This window comes from Vibrio sp. Makdt (assembly GCF_027587015.1).
In the GTDB taxonomy this organism is placed as follows: Bacteria; Pseudomonadota; Gammaproteobacteria; order Enterobacterales; family Vibrionaceae; genus Vibrio; species Vibrio chagasii_B.
Genome location: NZ_JAPPTH010000015.1, coordinates 114,855 through 139,349, shown reverse-complemented (window position 1 = coordinate 139,349; position 24,495 = coordinate 114,855). Strand labels below are relative to the sequence as shown.

19 protein-coding genes are annotated in these 24,495 nt (G+C 44.0%); 6 read left to right on the top strand and 13 right to left on the bottom strand.

The annotated features are described in order from the left end of the window. Nucleotides 1–56 precede the first annotated feature (56 nt). A complete protein-coding gene (locus OH460_RS18275) occupies nt 57–797 on the bottom strand; it encodes a YciK family oxidoreductase (RefSeq protein ID WP_017629695.1) in 741 nt (246 codons plus the stop codon). A gap of 143 nt (nt 798–940) precedes the next feature. Between OH460_RS18275 and sohB the strand changes: the two genes are divergently transcribed. Next, entirely contained in the window at nt 941–2,002 is a 1,062-nt protein-coding gene (gene sohB, locus OH460_RS18270; RefSeq protein ID WP_004737399.1) for a protease SohB, read from the top strand. Nucleotides 2,003–2,177: 175 nt separating this feature from the next. Here the strand turns inward: sohB and OH460_RS18265 are convergent, their stop codons facing one another. The 3 genes from OH460_RS18265 to OH460_RS18255 form a co-directional block, all read right to left on the bottom strand. Then, on the bottom strand, nt 2,178–3,737 hold the full coding sequence (locus tag OH460_RS18265) for a SpoVR family protein (protein WP_061034190.1): 1,560 nt from the start codon (nt 3,735–3,737) through the stop codon (nt 2,178–2,180). A gap of 11 nt (nt 3,738–3,748) precedes the next feature. Then, complete coding sequence (locus OH460_RS18260; RefSeq protein WP_004737401.1) at nt 3,749–5,020, bottom strand: YeaH/YhbH family protein; 1,272 nt, start codon at nt 5,018–5,020, stop codon at nt 3,749–3,751. A gap of 101 nt (nt 5,021–5,121) precedes the next feature. Beyond that, on the bottom strand, nt 5,122–7,056 hold the full coding sequence (locus OH460_RS18255; RefSeq protein WP_004737402.1) for a PrkA family serine protein kinase: 1,935 nt from the start codon (nt 7,054–7,056) through the stop codon (nt 5,122–5,124). A 396-nt stretch (nt 7,057–7,452) separates the two neighbouring features. Between OH460_RS18255 and OH460_RS18250 the strand changes: the two genes are divergently transcribed. Beyond that, nucleotides 7,453–8,166, top strand: a complete 714-nt coding sequence (locus OH460_RS18250; RefSeq protein WP_269999070.1) for a MipA/OmpV family protein — start codon at nt 7,453–7,455, stop codon at nt 8,164–8,166. Nucleotides 8,167–8,261: 95 nt separating this feature from the next. Here OH460_RS18250 and OH460_RS18245 read toward each other — a convergent pair whose 3' ends face one another. From OH460_RS18245 to OH460_RS18225, 5 genes are all read right to left on the bottom strand, one after another. Continuing rightward, the gene (locus tag OH460_RS18245) at nt 8,262–8,762 is read right to left on the bottom strand and encodes a YfbU family protein (RefSeq protein ID WP_061034193.1); all 501 of its coding nucleotides are present in this window, start codon (nt 8,760–8,762) and stop codon (nt 8,262–8,264) included. A 221-nt stretch (nt 8,763–8,983) separates the two neighbouring features. After that, the gene (gene pflA, locus OH460_RS18240) at nt 8,984–9,724 is read right to left on the bottom strand and encodes a pyruvate formate lyase 1-activating protein (protein WP_008220148.1); all 741 of its coding nucleotides are present in this window, start codon (nt 9,722–9,724) and stop codon (nt 8,984–8,986) included. Between the two features lie 163 nt (nt 9,725–9,887). Continuing rightward, a complete protein-coding gene (locus OH460_RS18235; protein WP_269999066.1) occupies nt 9,888–10,889 on the bottom strand; it encodes a lipid A deacylase LpxR family protein in 1,002 nt (333 codons plus the stop codon). Nucleotides 10,890–11,090: 201 nt separating this feature from the next. Beyond that, nucleotides 11,091–13,367, bottom strand: a complete 2,277-nt coding sequence (gene pflB / locus OH460_RS18230; protein WP_061034197.1) for a formate C-acetyltransferase — start codon at nt 13,365–13,367, stop codon at nt 11,091–11,093. A 307-nt stretch (nt 13,368–13,674) separates the two neighbouring features. Further along, on the bottom strand, nt 13,675–15,216 hold the full coding sequence (locus OH460_RS18225) for a DUF3360 family protein (RefSeq protein WP_008220142.1): 1,542 nt from the start codon (nt 15,214–15,216) through the stop codon (nt 13,675–13,677). 794 nt (nt 15,217–16,010) lie between these two features. Between OH460_RS18225 and OH460_RS18220 the strand changes: the two genes are divergently transcribed. The 4 genes from OH460_RS18220 to OH460_RS18205 all read left to right on the top strand — a co-directional run bounded on the left by OH460_RS18220 (nt 16,011) and on the right by OH460_RS18205 (nt 19,188). Continuing rightward, entirely contained in the window at nt 16,011–16,781 is a 771-nt protein-coding gene (locus tag OH460_RS18220; protein WP_061034198.1) for an ABC transporter ATP-binding protein, read from the top strand. Nucleotides 16,782–16,917: 136 nt separating this feature from the next. Continuing rightward, entirely contained in the window at nt 16,918–17,688 is a 771-nt protein-coding gene (locus OH460_RS18215; protein ID WP_004737411.1) for an ABC transporter substrate-binding protein, read from the top strand. 79 nt (nt 17,689–17,767) lie between these two features. After that, on the top strand, nt 17,768–18,508 hold the full coding sequence (locus tag OH460_RS18210; protein ID WP_008220137.1) for an ABC transporter permease: 741 nt from the start codon (nt 17,768–17,770) through the stop codon (nt 18,506–18,508). Between the two features lie 2 nt (nt 18,509–18,510). After that, nucleotides 18,511–19,188 carry an ABC transporter permease gene (locus OH460_RS18205; protein ID WP_102426428.1) on the top strand — a complete coding sequence of 226 codons (678 nt, stop codon included), beginning with the start codon at nt 18,511–18,513 and terminating at the stop codon, nt 19,186–19,188. Nucleotides 19,189–19,259: 71 nt separating this feature from the next. On the opposite strand, the gene xthA is transcribed toward OH460_RS18205, so the two are convergent. From xthA to OH460_RS18185, 4 genes are all read right to left on the bottom strand, one after another. After that, the gene (xthA, locus tag OH460_RS18200) at nt 19,260–20,066 is read right to left on the bottom strand and encodes an exodeoxyribonuclease III (RefSeq protein WP_269999065.1); all 807 of its coding nucleotides are present in this window, start codon (nt 20,064–20,066) and stop codon (nt 19,260–19,262) included. Nucleotides 20,067–20,236: 170 nt separating this feature from the next. Next, complete coding sequence (locus OH460_RS18195) at nt 20,237–22,327, bottom strand: S9 family peptidase (protein ID WP_269999069.1); 2,091 nt, start codon at nt 22,325–22,327, stop codon at nt 20,237–20,239. Between the two features lie 331 nt (nt 22,328–22,658). Continuing rightward, nucleotides 22,659–23,864 (bottom strand): multidrug efflux MFS transporter EmrD, encoded by a 1,206-nt coding sequence (gene emrD, locus OH460_RS18190; RefSeq protein WP_269999064.1) that lies wholly within the window; start codon nt 23,862–23,864, stop codon nt 22,659–22,661. Nucleotides 23,865–24,208: 344 nt separating this feature from the next. Next, nucleotides 24,209–24,457 (bottom strand): hypothetical protein, encoded by a 249-nt coding sequence (locus OH460_RS18185; protein WP_269999068.1) that lies wholly within the window; start codon nt 24,455–24,457, stop codon nt 24,209–24,211. Between the last annotated feature and the right edge of the window lie 38 nt (nt 24,458–24,495).

Sequence of the window (24,495 nt, the reverse complement as noted above, 5' to 3'; positions counted from 1 at the left end):
TAGATACAAAAAAAGCCGCTATTAAAGCGACTTTTTACGATTGGTTATAATATCAACTACTTAGGTTGAGCGTCGATACATTGGCCATTAATGTCTGTCACACTTGGGTTCATTAAGTGTAAGTACAGTGGGATGATATCCAGTGGCGTTTTTAGCTTGTTTGCATCTTCACCTGGGTATGCTTTTGCGCGCATTCGAGTTTGAGTGCCGCCCGGGTTGATCGCATTAACACGGATGTTGGTGTCTTCAAGCTCATCCGCTAGGATTTGCATCATACCTTCAGTAGCAAACTTAGAGATCGCGTAAGTGCCCCAGAATGCACGGCCAGAGTGGCCAACGGTAGAAGAGGTAAATACGATACGACCTGCTTCCGCTTTCTTTAGTGCAGGCAGAAGTGCTTGAGTCATCAAGAACTCAGACTTCACATTGATCTGCATAACATCATCAAAAGTCTCTTCATCAATCTGCTCAAACGGGCTCAGAGTACCGAGTACGCCAGCGTTATGAAGTAGACCGTCTAAACGACCGAACTGTGACTCAATGGTTTCAGCCATATCAATGTAGTTCTGCTTTGTCGCGCCTTTTAGATCTAATGGGATGATCGCAGGCTGTGGGTAACCAGCACTTTCGATTTCATCGTAAATAAATTCAAGGTTTTTAACATTGCGGCCTAGCAGAATAACTGTCGCGCCATGTTGAGCGAAGCTTAGTGCTGCTTGGCGTCCAATACCGGCACCAGCACCAGTAACCAAAATTACTTTATCTTTGAGGGCATCTGTAGAGATTGGGTAATCCACCGTGCTTATCCTTCTTTCTTTTATTATGTTCGCCATTCCATTGATGTTTAATCACACAGATAACCGCAGGAATGATGAGAAATTCTTGGTAATCGTGACAAGATGGTTACAATACACTAATTCATACATTAGGGGATATGACATTGGAATTTTTGTTGGACTACGGCTTGTTTTTAGCCAAGATTGCGACCGTTGTAATCGCCATCATCGCAATTTTAGTCATTGCTAAATCTGTGGGTGGAAAATCAAGCGCGATTAAAGGTGAGCTGGAAATCACGAACCTATCTGAACACCATAAACAGACAATTGAACAATTAGAGCACCATCTACACGATGATGCTTTCATCAAAGCCCGTGATAAAGCAGAAAAGAAAGCGGAAAAAGAGAAAGTAAAATCACGCGGTAAAGAAGTGAAAAAAGCAGCGAAAGAGGGTGAGCTTGATAGCAAGCGTGAACCACATCTATTCGTTCTTGATTTCAATGGCAGCATTGATGCGAAAGAAGTGGCTTCATTACGTGAAGAGGTAACGGCGGTTCTAGCTGTGGCTCGTGAAGGCGATGAGGTATTACTTAAGCTTGAATCTGGCGGTGGCATGGTTCACGGCTACGGTTTGGCGTCTTCTCAACTTGACCGTATCAAAGCCGCAGGCCTGCCTCTGACTATCTCGGTAGACAAAGTAGCGGCAAGCGGCGGCTACATGATGGCATGTATTGCAGACAAAATTGTGTCAGCGCCTTTCGCTATCGTTGGCTCTATTGGTGTGATTGCTCAACTGCCAAACTTTAACAAGCTGCTTAAGAAACACGATATCGAGTTCGAACAGCTAACAGCAGGTGAATACAAGCGTACATTGACTATGTTTGGTGAGAACAGCGATAAAGCACGTGAGAAGTTTAAAGAAGAGCTAGAAGAGACACATGGTCTATTCAAAGACTTCATTCGTGACCACCGTCCAGCACTTGATCTTGATAAAGTGGCGACGGGTGAACACTGGTTTGGTACGCAAGCTCACGAACTTGGGCTGGTGGATGAGATCCGCACTTCTGATGATTTAGTTGTTGAAGCATGCAAAGACAAGACAGTGCTAGCGATTCACTATGTACAGAAGAAAAAGCTATCGGACAAGCTCGCAGGTGTGGCAGGTAAATCTGCAGACAGCGTGCTGATGAAGCTGATTGAACGCGGTCAAAAGCCGATCGTTTAATAGTGTTCGTTTAAGACGCTAGAGCTCAAGAAGTAAGAGCCAAAAGAAGCTTAAAAGGAAAGCGCATAAGTCGATGACTTATGCGCTTTTTTGTTGCTCCACTTCCGAGCGGGTGACCACTATGTTGTAGGGGGAGCGGAGTCTTATACTCATCACCGATTAACAGCGATGGGTATTAGATTTTTGCTCCGTAATCATTACGTTTCGGGCAAGTAGTCAGAATCTCTCTATGACCTGTGTCTTTGACCTCTTCTAAAATCACATCGAAGCCCCATAAGCGATATAAGTGCTTCATCACTTCGTCGTAGCCTTTATCCAGAGGGATACGGTCATGAGGGACATATTGCAATGTCATTGAACGATCTCCGCGTACATCAACATTGAATACCTGAATATTGGGTTCAAGGTTGCTGAGGTTGTATTGCGCGGCGAGCTTTTCACGGATCAGGCGGTAGCCCGGGTCATCATGAATCGCACTCACTTCAATGGTGTTTTTTCGGTCGTCATCGAGCACTGCGAACAGCTTAAAGTCTCGAATGATCTTCGGAGAAAGGTATTGGCTGATGAAGCTTTCATCTTTGAAGTTGTGCATCGCAAAGTGCACCGCCTCCAGCCAATCCGTTCCTGCCAATTCCGGGAACCACTCTCTGTCTTCATCGGTTGGCTCTTCACAGATACGACGGATGTCTCTAAACATCGCAAAACCAAGCGCGTATGGGTTGATACCGCTGAAATAAGGGCTGTTATAGGCTGGTTGAGCGACTACGCTAGTATGGCTGTGTAGGAACTCTAAGATGAACTTATCACTTACTAGGCCTTCATCGTATAGATGGTTAAGAATGGTGTAGTGCCAGAAGGTTGCCCAGCCCTCATTCATTACCTGAGTCTGTTTCTGAGGGTAGAAGTATTGGCTGACCTTACGAACAATACGTACACATTCACGCTGCCAAGGCTCCAGTAAAGGCGCATTCTTTTCAATGAAGTAAAGAATGTTCTCTTGTGGCTCACTTGGGAAACGTACCTTCTGCTCTTCCTCTTTGTCGCGGTTTTGTGGCACTGTGCGCCATAGTTCGTTAACTTGAGATTGCAGGTAAGCCTCACGTTCTTCTTGGCGAGCGGTTTCCTCCGCGATGGAGATCTTCTCTGGGCGTTTGTATCTGTCAACGCCGTAATTCATCAGAGCATGGCAAGAATCGAGCAGTTGTTCGACTTCTGAAACGCCGTATTTCTCTTCACAATCATTGATGTACTTTTTAGCAAACAACAAGTAGTCGATGATTGAGCTAGCATCTGTCCATGTTTGGAACAGGTAATTTCCCTTGAAGAAAGAGTTATGGCCGTAACAAGCGTGTGCCATTACTAGCGCTTGCATCGTCACGGTATTCTCTTCCATTAGGTAGGCAATACAAGGGTCCGAGTTGATTACGATTTCGTACGCGAGCCCCATTTGACCGTGCTTGTAGTTCTGTTCGGTTTGAATGAACTTCTTACCAAATGACCAGTGATTGTAATTAATAGGCATACCGATACTCGAGTACGCATCCATCATCTGTTCAGAAGTGATCACTTCGATTTGGTTAGGGTAAGTGTCTAGTCGGTAATGCTGCGCCACACGCTTAATTTCCACGTGGTATCGCTCTAAGAGGTTGAACGTCCAATCTGGACCATCAGGCAGCATCTTGTCGTTGTTCTTTGGTGCAGCTTTTTTCTCTGCAACGTTTGATTTCGCTGTCATGGCAAGCCCCCTTACGCTGTCTCTTTCTGGAACAGTTCTCTAAACACAGGGAAGATATCATCCACTGTTTTGATGTTTTTCATGGCGAAGTTGTCGAAGCTCGCTTCTAACTTCTCATACTCGTGCCAGAGCGTTTGGTGTGAGCGACGCGTGATCTCGATGTACGAGTAGTATTGGCAAGTCGGCAGAAGCGTATTCACCAGTAACTCTTTACAGCGAGGCGAGTCATCTGCCCAGTTATCACCATCAGACGCTTGTGCCGCGTAGATATTCCACTCATTAGCCGGGTAACGATCAGCAACAATTTCTTTCATCAGTTTTAAGGCGCTCGATACAATGGTGCCACCGGTCTCTTGCGAGTAGAAAAACTCGTGCTCGTCGACTTCTTTGGCTTGAGTATGATGACGAATAAACACCACATCGACATTTTCGTAGGTGCGATTAAGGAATAGATACAGCAGCACATAGAAACGTTTTGCGATGTCTTTAGTGGCTTGGTCCATCGAGCCAGACACATCCATCAAGCAGAACATCACCGCTTGGCTAGATGGAATAGGGCGTTTCTCGTAGTTTTTGTAACGTAAATCGAAGGTATCGATGAACGGCACGCTATCGATTTTCTTACGTAGCTCGGCAATCTCTTCCTTGATTCGAGCTTCTTCAAACGGTTGAGCGGGCTCGGTCATTTGAACTTGATCGAGCTGGTCCATTAGGGTTTTTAAATCGCGCTTTCTACCTGCCGTCATTGCGGTTCGGCGAGCAAGTGACTGTTGCAGTGAGCGAACAATCGCGATGTTGGATGGAATCCCCGCGCTTTGGTAACCAGAGCGGTGCGTTTTCCATTCGGTGATCTTGTTGACCTGATTTTTCTCTAGGTTAGGCAGGGCGAGATCTTCAAACAGAATGTCTAGGTACTCGTCTTTTGATATTTGGAAAGTAAACTCATCTTGGCCTTCGCCATCTGGGCTAGCATCCCCTTGGCCTGAGCCACCACCTTGACCACCACCTTTCGGGCGCTCGATTTTATCGCCGGTGATGAATTGATCATTACCAGGGTGCACGCGCTCTCTTACGCCACCTTGACCTTGGTGAAAGCTTGGTTCTTTGATGTCTTTATGAGGAATAGTGACGTCTTCACCAGTTTCAGTGTTGGTGATTGAGCGTCGGTTGACTGCATCGGCCACAGATTCTTTGATTTGCTCTTTATGGCGTCGTAAGAAGCGCTGTCTGTTTACAGCACTCTTATTCTTGCCATTGAGCCTCCGATCGATAAATTGTGCCATAAGAACTCCCTCTCAGCTGATGTCGCGATCCTACTTTTACACGGGTATAAGAGTTATTGGTTGGTACGAGCTGCCCACATGAGCAGCTCTATACCGTTTAGTTATGAGGATTTACGAACTCTTAGGTACCACTCAGATAGCAGTCTCACTTGTTTCTCGGTGTAGCCTTTTTCCATCATCCGAGCAACGAAGTCGTCGTGCTTTTTCTGATCATCCGTAGAGGTCTTAGCGTTGAACGAGATAACAGGAAGCAGCTCTTCTGTGTTGGAGAACATTTTCTTCTCAATCACAGTGCGCAGTTTCTCGTAGCTGGTCCAAACTGGATTTTGACCGTTATTGTTCGCTTTGGCACGAAGCACAAAGTTCACAATCTCATTTCGGAAGTCTTTAGGGTTACTGATACCGGCTGTTTTCTCGATTTTCTCTAGCTCACCATTTAGAGAAGCACGGTCAAATAGCTGGCCTGTTTCTGGATCGCGGTACTCTTGGTCTTGGATCCAGAAGTCTGCGTAGGTTACATAGCGGTCGAAGATATTCTGACCGTACTCAGAGTAAGACTCTAGGTAAGCAGTTTGAATTTCTTTGCCGATGAACTCTACGTAGCGTGGCACTAGATATCCTTTCAAGAACTCAAGGTACTTCTCGGCGGTTTCTTGAGGGAATTGCTCACGTTCAATTTGTTGTTCAATGACGTAGAACAGGTGAACCGGGTTAGCGGCCACTTCGGCTTGGTCGAAGTTGAACACGCGAGATAGAATCTTAAAGGCGAAACGAGTCGATAGACCAGACATACCTTCGTCTACACCGGCGTAGTCACGGTACTCTTGGTAACTCTTCGCTTTTGGATCGGTATCTTTAAGGGTTTCACCATCGTAAACGCGCATTTTCGAGAACAGGGATGAGTTCTCAGGCTCTTTCAGTCTCGATAGGATGCTGAATTGCGATAGCAGGTCGAGTGTGCTTGGTGAACACGGTGCATTCGACAGTTCACTGTGCTCAAGCAGTTTCTTGTAGATCTTAACTTCTTCAGAAACGCGCAGACAGTAAGGGACTTTTACAATGTACACACGGTCGAGGAAGGCTTCATTGTTCTTGTTATTGCGGAATGTCTGCCACTCGGATTCGTTCGAGTGAGCCAGAATCATACCGTCGAATGGCAGTGCAGAAAGCCCTTCAGTACCGTTGAAGTTACCTTCTTGAGTTGCTGTTAGTAGAGGGTGTAGTACCTTGATCGGCGCTTTGAACATCTCTACGAATTCCATCAGGCCTTGGTTAGCTTTACATAGCGCACCAGAGTAGCTATAGGCATCTGGATCATCTTGAGAGAAGTGTTCTAGTTTACGGATATCTACTTTACCAACTAGGGAAGAGATATCTTGGTTGTTTTCATCACCAGGCTCTGTTTTCGCGATCGCCACTTGATCGAGGATAGAAGGGCGTAGCTTGATGACTTTGAATTTAGAAATGTCGCCGCCAAAATCGTGCAAGCGTTTCGCAGCCCATGGAGACATAATCGAACGAAGATAGCGCTTTTCGATGCCATACTCGTTTTTCAGTAAGTCGCCATCTTCATTGACGTCAAATAGACAGAATGGGTGGTCGTTTACTGGGCTTCGTTCACCGTCAGCAGAAAGTACGTAAATAGGTAGCTTTTGCATCAGTGCTTTTAGCTTTTCAGCAAGCGATGATTTACCGCCGCCCACAGGACCAAGCAAGTAAAGAATCTGTTTACGTTCTTCTAGGCCTTGCGCAGCGTGTTTTAGATAGGAAACAATCTGTTCAATCGCGTCTTCCATGCCGTAAAAATCTTCGAATTCACGGTAACGAGATATAACTCGGTTCGAGAAAATGCGACTTAGTTGAGGGTCTTGCGCGGTGTCAATAACCTCAGGTTCGCCAATAGCCAGAAGTAAGCGCTCCGCGGCGTTGGCGTAAGCACTTTTGTCGTCTTTACACAGCGCCAAGAACTCTTGCAGTGTCAGCTCTTCTTCCTTGGCTGCTTCATAACGTGATTGATAGTGGTCAAATATACTCATAGTCACATTCCCCTTGTTAACCAGTCAAAACTGACGAGCGATTGAAAAATAGGCTCTCCCTACATTTTAAGGTTAGACCCGCTTCCACAATTTTGCTTAACAATTATGTATTTATTTACAATTTTGCGTGTTGAAAGACCCGCTAAAGCTATAGGCAACTTGATGCGAGTAGAATCCAATAATTTTATATACGAAGGGTTTTGGCCTTTCGTTTTGTGTTTTTAAACCATTTTACAATTCCCACACTGTATTTATGTGTATCGGATGTATTACTGGGTTCTATTGATTTTTTGGAATGTAGTACCATATAATGCGCAGCGTTATCAGAAATCGCTTAAAAAATAGGTAGAAACAGTGAAGAGTCTTTGGTTAAAAATCGCCATTGTTGGAACAGCAATGTTAACGGCGACCACTACGCACGCAAAAATATCACAATGGTCATTGGGTGTGGCTGCTTCTTATTCTCCTGCTGTGTACAAAGACACGCCGTCAAATCGCGCGGTTATTCCGATGATTGGCTATGAAGGTGAACACTTTTTCATGCGTGGATTCAGCGCTGGCTATCGTTTGTTACCAGCTGGCTCACCTCAGAATATTGTGTTTCGAGCGGTTTATGATCCAAGAACATTAAAGCCAGGTGACTCAGACAATGTGGATATTCAAAAACTAGATGAACGTAAAGCTTCGGTATTAGGTGGCGTCAGCTATCAAGTGATTACGCTGGTGGGTATGTTTGAGGCAACAGCGGGCTCAGACTTAGGCTTTAGGCACAACGGTATTTATGCTGAAGCGGCTTGGCGCCTGCCTATTCGCCGCAATGGCTGGGCGATTACGCCTTCGATTGGTTACGCTTACAACAGTGAACGCTTGAACAACCACTTGTACGGTGTGAGCTCAGCAGAAGCTGCAAAAACGAATCTAAACGAGTTTGATGCCGATTGGGATGGCCAGTACTTTATTGGTTTAGGTGGTTACTTACATGTAACGCCGAATATTCGAGTGACTGGCGGTGTTCGTTACACCAACCTAGAGGGTGATATCGAGAATAGTCCAATCTTAGAAAGCGGGATTAATATGGCGGCCAACGTCGGTGTTGCTTACGTTTTCTAGTTAACAAGAAGCGAATACAAAAAAGGGTTACTCATGTGAGTAACCCTTTTTATTTGAAACTTTATAAGCCAAATTGAGGCTTATCTTTTTATGCATTAAGCACTAAAGATTTGAGATAGCTCTGTCGCACATAGGTGGTACTGACGAGGGCAGTTGCGCCATGTTGTTAGCATGCGACGGTATTTGTCTAGCATTGGCATTTGGCTATTGAAGTGGTGATCGGCTTTGTCGAACTGAGGGTAAAGGCCTTCAGAGTCAACTAGGAAACGTACGTAGTGTACGATTTGCGCTTCAGATGCAATGTCGAAACCTAAGAACTGTAGGCGACGCTGATCAACCTCTTTACGCTCGTCTTCTGCAAGCATTTTGTTCGACTCTTGCATTGCATGGTACATCTCCATGATGTCGATAATTTCGCGACATTCTGCTTCAGTCAAACAACCAAACTCTTTGTTAAGCTCACGCATTTGGAGTTCGTAACCACGCTCTACAATCGTTTGTAGACGTTGATATTTAGCAGAGTTCTCAGGATCCATTTGAGACATTAGGTAGTATTGATTTGATAGAATTAGACGCTGAGCATTGGTCATTTCCATGGGAGAAGCCTCACTAAAAAACTAAATGTTGTATTCTTTTGTTGAAGTAAGAGTAACAGCATTCCTACGAGTGGAAACATGATCTCAACACGGATTTAATATGATTTTTTGAATTGATAAACAAAAGTTGTAAAGAAAAGTGAAAGGATTGTTTGGCTCGAAAAAGAAAACGCCCCAATCGAAATTGAGGCGTTTGAAACAGGTTTTAAATACCGTTGGTATTAGTATTTTACGTTGGAGTGGTATTGGCTTAGAACCGCAACAATTTCATCCATTGTCTCTTTACTTGGTGGGTTTACGCCTTCAAGAGGGTAGTCCAAACCAAGAGCTTCCCATTTATGCGCACCCAATTTGTGGTAAGGAAGCAGCTCTACTTTTTCGATGTTGTCCATGTCTTTAATGAACTCACCAAGTAGGTGTGCATCTTCTGGTGTGTCTGTGTATCCAGGAACAATCACGTAACGAATCCAAGTCGTTTTACCAATCTTATGAAGGTAACGGGCAAAATCGAGAGTACGTTTGTTAGATACACCAATGAAATCATGGTGAATTTCATCACGCATGTGTTTCAGATCGAGCATCACAAGATCAGCGGCGTCTAATACTTCATCAACCACTTCGGTGTGCTTACGAATATAGCCATTGGTATCAAGGCAAGTATGGATACCTTCAGCTTTAGCAGCTAGAAAGAAGTCACGGACAAACTCAGGTTGTAGCATCGCTTCACCACCAGAACAGGTGATGCCACCGCCAGACGCTTTCATGAAGTGACGGTAAGATTTCGCTTCGTTGATGATTTCTTCTACAGTGACTTCTTTGCCATCATGAAGGTCCCATGTATCGCGGTTGTGACAGTACATACAGCGCATTAAGCAGCCTTGAAGAAACACAATAAAGCGGATACCAGGGCCATCGACAGTACCACAAGATTCGAATGAGTGAATGCGACCAGTTGTAGACATGAGCTATTCTCGTAGAGGAATTTATGCCCTTTATTTTATTACAAAAACGGTACATAAAATAGGGTCAAATCGTAACGAGACCTTTAAAAATAAAGGCAATCACCACTGAAGATGATTGCCTTTATCAAACTTGAAAAGTAAATGTGAAAGCTTGAATGATTCGCTAGAAGAACGCGAACATTGTAATGCCTCCGGTGGTGTAGATAGACTCTTTCGCTTCTTTGTAATCCGGAGTTTTTGCGGTTAGCGCGAAGGATGCACCAACGTATTGGTTGTACCAAGCCACACCCATGACAGCTGTCGTTTGAAGGTTCTCTAGAGTCACATCGTAGATAGCCGGATCTTCATTGTTTTTATTCGCGTATTCATCAACACCAGAGCGATCACCTTCAATGGTTAAGTCGTTGAAACGGTAACGACCTTCGAGGCCTGCATAGGTAAACCAACCAGCGTTCGATGCGCCGATCATACCTGGTTTAAATGGATTTTCCGTGGTGATGTTAGCCGCACCAAAGTTACCACCTAGGTCAGTACCCCAACGGAACATAAAGCCTGTTGAAATATCACTTCTAAAGTTACCCACGTTAATTTCTGAAACGTTGGAAATCTCGAAGTCAGTATTCGCCAACGCTTGATTACGCATTAAGTTGAAATGACTAAGGTAACCAACGCTGCCTGCCCATTCATCATCAACTTGGTATTCCCAACCCAGAGGCTCATCTGATTTAGTGATCGAGTGAACCAGTTTTTGAGCATCTTCAGAAAGCGCACGCTCGCCTGTTGTGCCAAACGTGATGTTAAAGCGCTGAGCTTGTTGCGGGTTCAAGCTGATGTAGTTGAATTCTGTATGTAAGTAACCGGCGTATGGGCGGTCATTCGCAAGGGGTTTTTCCACTTCAATGTCAGAAGGGGTATACATTTTGTGGCCAAGGGTGATTTCCCACTTATCTAAAGAGCTTGCGCCCCAGTAAGAAAGGCTTAATGGTTTAGCCCAATCGTATGGCGTAATGCTTGACGATGTGTAGCCCAGAAATAATCCATTGGTATAGTCTTGGTCGACACCAAAAATTCCATCGTTGTCTAGTGCAAAAGTGACCGTAGAACGTTCAGACGCCAAAGATGAAAAAGAGAGAAGAAGCAGGGGTAAACAACGAAGGTATTTCATGGAGCAGTTACTCTTAAATTATGAACTGCGATATTACCGTACTTTGCTTGAATTTGTGGAAAAAAAGTGAATAGAAAGCGCCTTTTTTGCTCAATCTAACATTTAGGGAGATGGGAGAAGTTGTTGAGATTGGTAACGAATATAAAAAAGCCCCGCACATTGGCGAGGCTAATTATTATTTACTGTCTATTGAGCGTGAGCTTATAGAGACTCAGTAAATGTACGTGCGATTACGTCAGCTTGTTGCTCTGCAGTTAGAGAGTTGAAGCGTACAGCGTAACCAGATACACGGATTGTTAGCTGAGGGTATTTCTCTGGGTGCTTAACTGCGTCTTCTAGAGTGTCGCGGTTAAGAACGTTCACGTTAAGGTGTTGACCACCTTCAATGCCAGCTTCGTGGTGGAAGTAACCATCCATTAGGCCTGCAAGGTTCGCTTTCTGACCTTCAGCATCTTTACCAAGAGCGTTAGGTACGATAGAGAACGTGTAAGAGATACCATCTTGTGCATCAGCAAACGGTAGTTTACCTACAGACGTTAGTGACGCTACAGCACCTTTCTCATCACGACCGTGCATTGGGTTAGCACCAGGAGCGAAAGGAGCACCAGCACGACGACCGTCTGGAGTGTTACCTGTTTTCTTACCGTATACAACGTTTGATGTAATAGTAAGAACTGACTGTGTAGGGATAGAGTTACGGTAAGTCTTAAGCTTACGGATCTTGTTCATGAACGTAGAAACTAGTTCACAAGCGATATCATCTACACGAGCGTCGTTGTTACCGTATTTAGGGTAATCGCCTTCGATTTCGAAGTCAGTTGCGATGCCATCTTCGTCGCGGATTGGTTTAACAGTCGCGAACTTAATTGCAGATAGTGAGTCAGCTGCAACAGATAGACCAGCGATACCACAAGCCATAGTACGACGAACGTCACGGTCATGAAGAGCCATTAGAGACGCTTCGTAGCTGTACTTGTCGTGCATGTAGTGAATGCTGTTTAGTGCAGTCACGTATTGCTTAGCTAGCCAATCCATGAATGTGTCTAGGCGACCCATTACGTCATCGTAGTTAAGAACTTCGTCAGTGATCTTGTCAGAAACAGGACCTACTTGAAGTTTTAGCTTCTCATCTACACCGCCGTTGATTGCGTAAAGCATTGTTTTCGCAAGGTTAGCACGAGCACCGAAGAACTGCATTTGCTTACCAACGATCATTGGAGATACACAACAAGCGATAGCGTAGTCATCAGACTCTAGGTCAGGACGCATTAGGTCATCATTTTCGTACTGGATAGAAGAAGTATCGATAGATACCTTCGCACAGAAACGCTTGAAGCCGTCAGGTAGTTGCTCAGACCAAAGAACAGTGATGTTTGGCTCTGGAGAAGGACCCATAGTGTATAGAGAGTTTAGGAAACGGAAGTTAGAACGCGTTACTAGCGTACGACCGTCAATACCCATACCACCCATAGACTCTGTTGCCCAGATTGGGTCGCCAGAGAATAGCTCATCGTACTCAGGAGTACGTAGGAAACGAACCATACGTAGCTTCATTACGAAGTGGTCGATCATTTCTTGAGCTTCAACTTCAGTGATCTTGCCAGCAGCGATATCACGCTCGATGTAGATGTCTAGGAAAGTCGAAGTACGACCTAGAGACATTGCAGCACCGTTTTGAGACTTAACAGCCGCTAGGTAAGCGAAGTAAGTCCATTGGATAGCTTCTTGAGCAGTTTGAGCTGGCTCAGAGATATCGAAGCCGTACTTAGCAGCCATCTCTTTGATTTGACCTAGAGCGCGGTGTTGCTCAGAGATCTCTTCGCGAAGTTGCATTGTTTCTGCTAGGTTTTCGCCGTTTTCGAATTGCTCTTGAAGAGAAGCAAATTGAGCTTGCTTGTCTTTCATTAGGAAGTCGATACCGTAAAGTGCAACACGACGGTAGTCACCAATGATACGACCACGGCCGTAAGCATCAGGAAGACCAGTCAGAACACCAGACTTACGACATTTTAGGATATCAGGAGTGTAGATATCGAAAACGCCAGCATTGTGTGTTTTGCGGTATTCTGAGTAGATTTTTGAAACCATTGGGTCAAGAGTTTCACCGTATGCTTTACAAGAACCTTCAACCATACGTACACCACCGTTAGGGATGATTGCACGTTTTAGTGGTTTCTCAGTTTGTAGACCAACGATAGTCTCAAGATCTTTCTCAATGTAACCTGCATCGTGAGCAGTAATGGTAGAGATAACAGAAGTATCGAAATCTACAGGTGCTTTAGTTGCGTTTTCCTGTTTGATACCTTCCATTACCGAAGCCCAAAGCTTGTTAGTTGCTTCAGTACCCTCAGAAACTAGGAAAGACTCGTCGCCTTCATACGGCGTGTAGTTCTTTTGAATGAAATCACGAACGTTTACTTCGCTTTGCCACTCACCTGCAGCAAAATCTTCCCAAGCTTTAGCAAATTGCTCTGCCATGACATACCTACCTTTTTAGTAGAAAAAACACGTACATTAACACTGTTGAGCCAGCGCCCCTCGTAAGGGTAGTACACTCTTATTAATAACAATATATATGAGCATATGTGCTTCATATGGTTATATATATTGTCACTACTTTTTATATGTTGTCTTTACTCTATGTAATCAAGACTACGCTAAAAAATTTCTGCAAACCTTAAACTAAATCAATAAATGCTAAAAAAAGTTGAAAAAATTTGAGTGGCAGGGGTTGCCACCCAAACTTTTTTTTAATCCGATTACTACTTTTGTGTAGTAAAGGAGATTATAGCCAAGCTTTTAGACCATATTGGCTTTCTAGCATACCAACTGCAAGCATTGCTACTAGACAAATAACCAAAACACCAACTGGGATAACAATCTTGTCTACAAATGATAGACGCTTAGCACGCTCTTTATCACCAATTAGGCCGTTGTTATCTAGAAGCATAGTCAGTGCCCATGCTAGTACAGGGTTAACGACCGCTGAACCAAAGATACAGATACCAGCTGCTTGAGAGTCTTTTGAATCTTTAACCATCTGCATACCCGCTTCAAGTAGAGGTAGAGATACACCTACAAGTAGCGCAACACGCATCACTGGTGGCCATACTGCTACGTCCATTGGGAAGCCAAGAATCGCAACAATAATACATAGAGAGCCAAGCAAGATTGCGCCGCCAGGGATTGGACGTTTCGCGATAGCCGCTGGGATCATGTAAGTACCCCAAGATGAAGTGATGTTACCACCACCAACTGCTGTACCTACCATTTGACGAACTGAACACATAGTCATTGTGTCATCTACGTCCATCAGTACTTTTTCAGACTTTTTAGGGTAGTTCAGTTCTTGGAAGATACGGTGACCTAGGAAGTCAGGTGACCACATTGCTACTGCTAGGATTGCAAATGGTAGAGAAGCGATGAAGTGCTCAACGTTTGGTAAACCAAGCATCCAACCTTCTTCAGTAGAACCCCACCAGTAGATTGGGTTTAGGTTTGGAATGCCTGTTTCAGTTACGAATTTGATATCGAAACCAGCACCAAGTACTAGAGCAATAGCTAGACCAGTGAAAGCACAAACAGGGATTGCTAACCAACGCTTGTTCACTTTAGCAAGGAATGCATATAGGCCGATGGTAACGGCTAGAACAATCAAACCGATGTAACCCATGCTACCAGCAGCGACAGTGTCAGACTGAAGACCAACAGCCCAAGCTTGAATTGAGTTGATTTGGCTCATTGTACCGGTTAGACCCAAGAAGATGAGCAAGCCACCCGCCGTACCTTCAGAGGTAAGGTTAACAAGTTTAGACCCACCTTTTAGGAAGCTTAGGATAAGACCGAAGACACCGATAAGGATTGCCAATGCAAGAGGGTGAGCACCAGCTAGAGCGATGGTACCAATAAGAGGAATCATTGGGCCGTGGTTACCGGCAAGGTTAGCTTTAGGGTTAAAGAAACCAGAAGCAAGGATACAGAACAGCAGTGCAGGGATAAGCATTTCTACACGAGCTACTTCAATCGCAAAGTCTTTACCAAGGTTTACGTGATCCCAAGCTTGAGTTAGGCCTTCAGCCCAAGACATCATTACTGCAGAGTACATCGCGATGATACCAATGGTACCAGCCAGTGCAGGAACAAGGTCTTCTAGTTCAAAGCGGAAGTCACGGCCAGGAAGGTTTAGGCCAAAGCGGCGAGGCTTCATGATTTGAAGTTCGTGATCTAGATAATCTGAGCGGTTCTCAAATTCAGAAGCAGGGCGGTGTAGCTCTTTATAGCTTTTCTCTTCTACTTCAGAGTTCGCATTATTGACAACGTCTGACATAGATTCCTCATATTTTTATGTTAGTAATTCTAAAATTGAATTCTATAATTTCGCGTAATTGTGTTATTTCTTAGTTATAACTCATTAACATTATGTTGCACGGTTTTGATGTGCTTTATGCAGCTAAGTTAAAAGAAATGTATGGCATTTTTAATGCCTTATTGTGTGCTGAGGAGTCTAACAAGCTTACCCTTTAGGGTGATTGATCTTGATCACTTTATGAGTGTATGTGAAAGAAAGCTACAAAACGGAGCGATTCATTAACGTACCATTGATGAATCGTGTAATTTGTTTTCACAAATTGACGTTTACCTACCTTCTCGAGGTATTGCTTATAAAGGAAAGCGCTGAGTTGCTGATTCTTATTGAGTTATTTCACTTTTATCCCTCTTCAGCAAAATGTCAGCCAAACACTTACAATGTAATAACCATAAAATAGTTGTGACTTATAGTACGTGCAGCATGCTTTTATTGGCGCTTTCTGGTTTCGTTGTAAATGACACTTCTTCGTTCACCAAAGTTGTTTTTCTTGTGAGACATTAGGCTACGAGAATCTCATTTTGGTTAACTTTATTTAAACAATGTAAGCATTGGATTTATAGCTTATTGATAGAAGTCATTCATAAAATTGAGGCGAAAACGCTACCTTTTGCATAATAAGTCAGAGTGAAGTGCTATTTATTCCAAATTATTAGGTTAATAATTTGTTGCATGTTAATCCGTGTGGTGCTAGTTTGTATCGCATGAAAAGGTCGGAGTACCTTGCATTTTCACAAACTTGGGAGAGAAAGCGCATGAAAGATGTACCGGCGCTGGACATAAAGGATCTACACAAAACGTTTGGTCAAAATGAAGTTTTAAAGGGAATTTCACTTTCTGCGCATAAAGGCGATGTGGTATCGATTATCGGATCTTCAGGATCGGGTAAAAGTACTTTCCTTAGATGTATCAACCTTCTAGAGACACCGACTGCAGGCGAAATTTGGGTTAATGGTGAATTAATTCAAATGAAAAATAATCGTCAAGGTGTGTCTGTTCCTGCTAATGAAAAACAAGTCCAACGAATCCGTTCTCGATTGGCGATGGTTTTTCAGGGGTTCAACCTTTGGTCTCATCTGACCGTTCTCGAAAATGTTATCGAAGCACCTGTTCATGTCTTAGGTGTACCTAAAGCTCAAGCGATTGAAAATGCGGAGTTACTACTCAAGAAAGTAGGTCTGTATGAGCGTAAAGATTACTATCCGGGTCACTTATCTGGTGGACAACAACAACGTGCTGCGATTGCAAGAGCGTTAGCAGTAGACCCTGAGGTAATGCTGTTTGATGAACCAACATCAGCACTTGACCCAGAATTAGTAGGGGAAGTACTTGGTGTAATGCGCGATCTAGCAGAAGAAGGAAGAACCATGCTTGTGGTAACACATGAAATGGCTTTTGCTCGTGACGTATCAAACCATGTGATGTTCCTGCACCAAGGTCTAGTGGAAGAACAGGGCGATCCAGCTAAACTGTTTACGAACCCAGAGTCTGAGCGACTACAACAATTTATCTCTTCGATCTATTAATCAGAATTGAAATGCCGTTGCCAAGGTAAACAGCGACGGTGTGAACAATAAAACACAACAAATAAGTTAATAAGCAACAACAAACACAATATTAAAACTAGCAAAACATAAAAACCTAAATCACAGGAGTAGGGATATGAAAAAGTGGTTATTAGTCGCGGCACTTGCTGCAACTGCGGCAACAGGCGTAGCTCAAGCGAAAGAATGGAAAACAGTACGCTTTGGTATTGAAGGTGCTTACCCTCCATTTAGCTGGACAGAAGCAGATGGTTCACTGAAAGGCTTCGACGTGGACATGGCTAACGCGCTTTGTACTGAAATGCAGGTGCAGTGTAAGATCGTTGCACAAGATTGGGATGGCATTATTCCTTCTCTACTTGCTCGTAAATATGATGCGATCATCGCGGCAATGTCTATTACTGAAGAACGTAAGAAGAAAATCGACTTCACTGGTAAATATGCACTTATCCCAAACAAGTTCATCGCTAAGAAAGGCGCAGGTCTTAACTTCGATGATTTAAGCGGTCAAAAAATTGCCGTTCAACGTGCAACAACTCACGATAAATACCTAACAGACAACTACGGCGACACGGTTGAAATCGTTCGTTACGGTTCTTTCGATGAAGCTTATCTTGATCTAGCAAATGGTCGTGTTGCAGCTGTACTTGGCGATGCTTCTGCTCTAGAAGAAGGTGTTCTGAACAAAGCGGGCGGTGAAGCGTACGAGTTTGTTGGTCCATCACTAACAGATCCTAAATGGTTCGGTGAAGGTTTTGGTATTGCTCTACGTAAGCAAGACAAAGACCTAACTAAGAAGCTAGATGCGGCAATCCTTTCTCTACGTGAAAAAGGCATCTACCAAGATATCGCGGCTAAGTACTTCAACTACGACGTATACGGTCAGTAATCTCTAGCGTCAATTCTTAAGGGAGAGGCAACCCTCTCCCTGTCTTACCAACTTTTTCGCAGTTCTGTTGGAATTCATTATGTTTGATTTACAAGGATATGAAGCGTCGATCCTGAAAGGGGCGGTGCTGACAATCGAAGTTGCCTTGCTGTCGCTAATTTTAGCTATGGTTCTTGGTATGCTAGGTGCCTTAGCAAAGCTTGCGCCTTATCGCTGGGCTCGTGCTATTGCAACCCTCTACACAACCGTCATTCGAGGCATTCCAGATCTCGTGTTGATGATGCTGATTTTCTTTGGTGGACAAATCCTTTTAAACAACAGTTTGTATTCCATCAATGAGTGGCTCAATGAGTGGTTCACATCCAGTGATCCTAACCATGAGTGGACTTCTTACTTACCTGATTATATTGATGTTAGCCCATTTGTTGCGGGTGTCTTGACCATAGGCTTCATCTTTGGTGCTTACATGGCAGAAACATTTCGTGGTGCGATCATGGCTGTGGATGCCGGTGAAATGGAAGCGGCAAAAGCTTACGGTATGAGCCCTGTAAAGGCGTTTCACCGCATACTGCTTCCGCAGATGATTCGTCATGCACTACCTGGTTTTGGTAACAACTGGTTGGTTTTACTTAAAACCACAGCTTTGGTTTCCATTATCGGCCTAGAAGACATGGTGCGTGTTAGCGCATTAGCGGCCGGTTCAACCAAAATGCCGTTTACTTTCTACATGACGGTGGCACTTATCTTCTTGTTCTTCACCAGTGTATCGACAGGTTTACTTAAACTTGTTGAACGTAAATTCAGCATCCACGCGAGGTAGTTATGGACTTTTCATTGATAATTGAAAGCCTGCCGATTTACCTTGGTGGTCTATGGACAACAGCTTGGATGGTGTGCGTCGCTTTGATTATTGGCTTGTTTGTTGCCATACCATTAGCTATCGCTCGTAACAGTCACAATATGTTGATTAATGCTCCTGCGTGGTCGTTTATCTATTTCTTCCGTGGCACACCATTACTGGTACAGCTTTATTTGATTTATTACGGCATGGATCAGTTCTTCCCAGTGAAAGACACACTATGGGAAAACGCATGGTTCTGTGCGTTGGTGGCATTCATCCTGAATACTTCTGCTTACACGGCTGAGATTATCCGTGGTGCAATTAACGGCTTACCGAAAGGTGAGGTGGAAGCGGCAAAAGCATACGGCATGAGTACACCGAAGACTTACCGTCGTATCATTTTACCAAGTGCTTTACGTCGTGCACTGCCGGCTTACAGTAACGAAGTTATCTTCATGCTTCACGGTTCAGCCGTTGCTGGTATCGTAACTATCATGGATTTAACAGGGGCAGCGCGTTTGGTTAACTCACGTTACTACGCTCCATTTGAATCCTTCCTAACCGCAGGTCTGTTCTATATGGCACTAACGTTTATCATCATCGCGATTTTCAAATTCGCAGAGAAACGTTTCCTAGCTTACTTAAGACCACTTAGTTAATAGCATTCTGTATAGTTAACAAAACGGCGCTCATTGAGCGCCGTTTTTATTAGGAGAGACTGTTTAACTTGTTATTTAAACGTCGACCAAATTGGCGCGTGATCTGATGGTTTTTCTATACCGCGCAGTTCGTAGTCGATGCCTGCTTCCGTACACTTATCAGCAAGTTTCTGAGTTGCTAGGACGACATCGATACGCAGCCCTCGGTTATCAACAAAGCCTTTAGAGCGGTAATCAAACCATGAGTATTGATCAGTGACTTCTGGGTGCAGTTGGCGGAAGGTATCTACGAAGCCCCAATCCATCAATGTTTTTAGCCATTCACGCTCTTCAGGCTGGAATGAACACTTGCCCGTTTTCAACCAACGTTTTGCATTTGGCTCGCCGATACCGATGTCTGCATCGATAGGGCTGATATTGATGTCACCCATCACGATGATCTGCTCATCTTTGTTGTGATAGTCGTTCAGGTAGGTCATCAAGTCTTTGTAGAACTCACGCTTGTATGGGTATTTGGTTTCATGCTTGATGTTGTCCCCTTGAGGGAAGTAGCCATTTAGCACAGTAACCTTTTCGCCATTTTCATCTTCAAACGTCGCCATGATCATACGTTTTTGATGGTCTTCATTGTCTGTTGGGAAACCTTTCTGCACAGAGATAGGCTCCTGCTTACACAGCATAGCAACACCGTAATGTGCTTTTTGGCCGTGGAAGTAGACTTGGTAGCCCATTGCTTCAACATCAGCAATTGGGAAGGCCTCGTCGTGCACTTTGATCTCTTGTAAACCAATTACGTCAGGTTGGTGTTTGTCGATAACCGCTTGCAGTTGATGAAGGCGAGCTCTTAGGCCATTGATGTTGAAGCTAATTACTTTCATTTATTTTTATACCTCTCGTAAACCTTTGCCTATAGTGCAGCAAAGACTATTTGATTTGGTGAGTTTCATAGTTAATCGTATTTAACCATGCTTAATAATGTATGTCGCCATTTGTAGAGACAAAATGGCGACATAAAATGGCGTGAATACTTGTATTGAATCTATTGAATCTATTGAATCTTGAGTAAATCTAAAAAGAACGCGTATTCCAGTGCGTCTTCTTTTAATCGTTTAAATCGCCCTGATGCACCACCGTGACCTGCTTCCATGTCGGTTTTGAACACAAGTACATTGTTGTCAGTTTTCATCTCACGCAGTTTGGCTACCCACTTCATAGGTTCAAAGTACTGTACTTGCGAATCATGTAGACCTGTTGTCACCAACATATTCGGGTAGTTTTGAGCCTTCACGTTGTCGTATGGCGAGTAACTCAACATGTAATCGTAGTAGGTTTTATTGTTAGGGTTACCCCATTCGTCGTATTCGTTGGTTGTAAGAGGAATTGATTCATCAAGCATGGTCGTTACCACGTCAACAAATGGAACATGAGCGCCAATGCCTCGATATAACTCAGGTGCTTGATTGATGATTGCGCCCATCAATAGACCGCCAGCCGAACCGCCCACTGCGAACACTTTATCTTTCGCGCCATAACCTTCTTCAACTAGGCCTTTTGTGACATCGATGAAGTCATTGAACGTGTTTTGTTTAGTCAGCTTTTTGCCATCTTCATACCAAGGGCGCCCCAACATCTCTGAACCTCGAATATGCGCGATAGCATAAACGAATCCGCGATCAAGTAGGCTAAGACGAGCTGAGCTAAAAGTTGGTTCGATTGTGTGCCCATAAGATCCGTAGGCATATTGGTAGAGAGGGTTAGTACCGTCTTTCTTGAATAGATCTTTGCGATAAACCAAAGAGACTGGTACTTGCTTACCATCGCGAGCCGTGATCATGATTCGCTCTGATTGGTAATTATCAGCATCGAAATCACCTAATACCGGCGTTTGTTTCATGATCTCTGATTCACCTGTATTAAGGTCGAAATCATAGTAAGTGCCAGGAGTCGTTAGGCTGCTGTAATAGACTCGAACTTTAGAGTTATCTAATTCATAGTTACTTGTTAGGTAGGCAGCAAAAGCGGTGTCGTTGAACTCAAGTGGAAATTCTTTGCCTGTAGAGAGTTGACGAACCTTCACTGTAGACAAGCCATTTGAACGCTGCTCGTAAACCAGATGATCATTAAATAGCTCAAAATCGACAAGCTGTACATTGTCGTCAGCTGGAATGACATCGACCCATTTTGAACGATCATGCATATTTTCAGCCGTTGTTTTCATCAAACGAAAGTTGACCGCTTGGTAGTTGGTGTAGATGTAATACCAATCCTCTAGCTTGGCGATGCTGTACTCAATACCCGTTTCTCTTGGGTAGAAGGCTTCTGCTTTTGCATTTGGGTTGTTGGCATCAATAATTGAAACACCACTGGTTTCAGTGCTCGAGTGCCAAATGTATACCTGCTCGCCATCTTTACTCTTACTGATGCTGGTGTAGTAAGCGCTGTCAGCTTCTTCGTAGACCAGCTCATCGTTTGTTTGAGGTGTACCTAATACGTGGCGGTAAACTTGATAGCCGAGTAAAGTTTGTGGATCTTTCTTGATGTAGTAGAAGGCTTGGTTGTCGTTTTGCCATGCGATAGCGCTCGAAGCACCTTCAATTTCATCGTTTAGGTATTCACCTGTTGTCAGGTCTTTAATCTTAATGGTGTAAATACGGCGGCTCAGAGTATCTTCGCCATAGGCCAACATATTTTCGTTCGGGCTGACAGATAGACCACCAATGCTGAAGAATTCATGTTCTTTGGCGAGTTCGTTAACGTCTAAGATGACTTGTTTGTCTATTCCTAAAAAGTGTTTTTCGCGCAAATGAACTGGGTATTCGTTGTCACCTGTGACTTTATTTGAGTAGTAATAGCTACCTTTACGAACTGGTACCGAATTGTCGTCTTTCGCGATTCGGCCTTTGATCTCTTCAAATAATTGTTCTTGAGATGCTTCTGTATGTTTCAGAACAGTCTCGGCATACTGGTTCTCTTGCTCGAGGTGCTGCAAGATCTCCGGATCTTGGCGTTCATCATCACGCATCCAATAGTAATCATCAATTCGCGTGTCACCATGAGTCGTCATTGAATGAGGGACTTTCTTAGCAACGGGAGCTTGGGTTTGTTGAGCGATGAGTTGCGATGGAGAGTAGTGGTTCATGGTTGTTGTTCCTTGATTGCTGCATCCGGCGACAAGCGCGACCGATACGGCTAATGTGGTTAAAGCGAAACGCATCTATATATCCTTAGTGTGCACCTTACTCGTTTTATTGCCAGCATCCTTTAGTGGTTAGTTTCCTTCCAGTGATATTATTTATAATTGGATTCTGGATATGCACTTTCATCGTAAGTGTCTGTTATTGTTTTTAAAAAATCAAAGTAATGTTTGATGAAATTAGTGGTAGACATCATGCAAGGGTAAACGGGTAATAAAAAAGGGACACGCCTTTCAGCATGTCCCTCTATTTGTAAGGTAGGAGTTGCGTTTTACTCTAGATAGCCAATGGCATTTCGTTTGAGTGGTCAGGCTTACGATTAACCCAACGTAAACCAAGCATAGCGATAAGTGACATGGTAATCATCAAGCAACCCAGTGGCAGCTGATCTTGAGCTGGGAAGAACGATGCCAACAGTGTTGCAATACCGGCACCTAGGTTCTGCATACCACCTAAGATCGCGCCGCCCGTACCTGCGTGATATGGGAATGGCGAAAGTGCTCCCGTTGTCGCGGCTGGAAATAAGATACCAGCGCCCAAGAAGTAAATGGTTGCACCGCCAATCAAAGTTAATGCGGTTGTTTGACCAAACAGACCCGGGATAAGCACCACAGCTGAGCCAACTAAGATCGATACTAGACCAACATTCAGTGCTCGGCGCTCAGAGCGACGTTGCGCGATGTAACTCGATAGACCTGCACCCACTAGGTAACCCGGAATCGGTAACACAAATAGCAAACTCACGGTGGTTGCCGGCAAGCCAAGTACACCGCCAAGCAATACGCCAGCTGCTGCCTCAAACACTGCTACGCCCGCAAATGTTGCCACTAGTACCAGCAAGAAGCCTTGGAAGCGTTTGTCAGACAGAACAAACTTGTAGCTGTTGACGACTGATTCATTTTTGCGTCGCTCTTTTGGCAATGTTTCCATCATGCTGGTCATCATGGTGATCACTACAGCGATACCAAACAGTGCTAGAAACAAGTAGCTAGAACGCCAGCCAAAAGCTTCTGTTAGGTAACCGCCCAATACAGGTGCCATTAATGGGGAGAAGATCACACACATGCTGATTAAGCTGTTTGCACGGTGTAACTCAGCGCCCTCAAAACAATCGCGAGTCAATGTACGAGACATTGCACCGCCACAACCAATGCCCAAGCCTTGAATAAAGCTACCCACCAAGAACCATTCGTATTCATGAGCAAATAAGCCTACCAAAGTACCTAGGATATAGATAACTAAGCCTGCGACGATGATTGGTTTACGACCGAGGCGATCTGAAAGCGGACCGTAAACAAATTGCGACAAACCATAAGGGATCAGGTAACACGCCATCACTGCTTGAAGTGAAGACGCAGAAACCAAGAACTCACCTGCCATATGACCGATAGAAGGCACGTACATCGTTTGAGTCATTTGACCTACGGCTGTCAGAATAGCGATTAAAAAGGTAAGTTTCGCTAATGGAAACGAGGCGGACATTTGCGTATCTCTCCAAAAATTAAAAACGTAAAAAGCCTTAGCGCTCCATTAGGGAGAGCCAATTAAATAAAGCGATCAGGGAATCTAGGCGCGAGATATTAGAGTTTGATTGCCGAATTAGCAATCAAAAAGTGTGAAGTCGATCAAGATAAAAATCTATGGTATGGATTAGAAAAACTAATCCTTAATCTATGTGAAACGAGTAAGTGTTGCAGGAGGAAGCTATTGAAATATTATGAGTGATTGAACAAGGTTTTGATTACCGGAGGTGGTGGTGCGCTCAATAATCTAAATCGTATAGCAGGTTTATGAAACGACAGATATCTTTGTATCAATACCTAAGATTAATAGAGTAGCCAGTCTGTCGCGTACACGACAAGCGTTATTAAACAGGTCACAACAATTGTTAGTACAAGTGCAGTCACTAACTTTTTCTTCAAACTTAGTGTGTTAAATACTTCGCCCTCTTGTTCTCTTAACCTCTTGTCTTCATCAAAGTGCCACTTGATCGCTAGGTAGCCACCGATAGTCAATACAATCAGCTTAAAAGCCCCTGCAAAGTATGGAAAGAAATTGGCCCAGCTCGCGTTCATCATCTATCTCCGTCGTTATCAAAAAAGATTCAATAGCA

Bases quoted from the DNA above. Each gene is read 5' to 3' on its own strand.
- OH460_RS18265 (WP_061034190.1), bottom strand. From the start codon at position 3,737: ATGACAGCGAAATCAAACGTTGCAGAGAAAAAAGCTGCACCAAAGAAC.
- OH460_RS18260 (WP_004737401.1), bottom strand. From the start codon at position 5,020: ATGGCACAATTTATCGATCGGAGGCTCAATGGCAAGAATAAGAGTGCT.
- OH460_RS18255 (WP_004737402.1), bottom strand. From the start codon at position 7,056: ATGAGTATATTTGACCACTATCAATCACGTTATGAAGCAGCCAAGGAA.
- OH460_RS18250 (WP_269999070.1), top strand. From the start codon at position 7,453: ATGTTAACGGCGACCACTACGCACGCAAAAATATCACAATGGTCATTG.
- OH460_RS18245 (WP_061034193.1), bottom strand. From the start codon at position 8,762: ATGGAAATGACCAATGCTCAGCGTCTAATTCTATCAAATCAATACTAC.
- pflA (WP_008220148.1), bottom strand. From the start codon at position 9,724: ATGTCTACAACTGGTCGCATTCACTCATTCGAATCTTGTGGTACTGTC.
- OH460_RS18235 (WP_269999066.1), bottom strand. From the start codon at position 10,889: ATGAAATACCTTCGTTGTTTACCCCTGCTTCTTCTCTCTTTTTCATCT.
- pflB (WP_061034197.1), bottom strand. From the start codon at position 13,367: ATGGCAGAGCAATTTGCTAAAGCTTGGGAAGATTTTGCTGCAGGTGAG.
- OH460_RS18225 (WP_008220142.1), bottom strand. From the start codon at position 15,216: ATGTCAGACGTTGTCAATAATGCGAACTCTGAAGTAGAAGAGAAAAGC.
- OH460_RS18220 (WP_061034198.1), top strand. From the start codon at position 16,011: ATGAAAGATGTACCGGCGCTGGACATAAAGGATCTACACAAAACGTTT.
- OH460_RS18215 (WP_004737411.1), top strand. From the start codon at position 16,918: ATGAAAAAGTGGTTATTAGTCGCGGCACTTGCTGCAACTGCGGCAACA.
- OH460_RS18210 (WP_008220137.1), top strand. From the start codon at position 17,768: ATGTTTGATTTACAAGGATATGAAGCGTCGATCCTGAAAGGGGCGGTG.
- OH460_RS18205 (WP_102426428.1), top strand. From the start codon at position 18,511: ATGGACTTTTCATTGATAATTGAAAGCCTGCCGATTTACCTTGGTGGT.
- xthA (WP_269999065.1), bottom strand. From the start codon at position 20,066: ATGAAAGTAATTAGCTTCAACATCAATGGCCTAAGAGCTCGCCTTCAT.
- OH460_RS18195 (WP_269999069.1), bottom strand. From the start codon at position 22,327: ATGAACCACTACTCTCCATCGCAACTCATCGCTCAACAAACCCAAGCT.
- emrD (WP_269999064.1), bottom strand. From the start codon at position 23,864: ATGTCCGCCTCGTTTCCATTAGCGAAACTTACCTTTTTAATCGCTATT.
- OH460_RS18185 (WP_269999068.1), bottom strand. From the start codon at position 24,457: ATGAACGCGAGCTGGGCCAATTTCTTTCCATACTTTGCAGGGGCTTTT.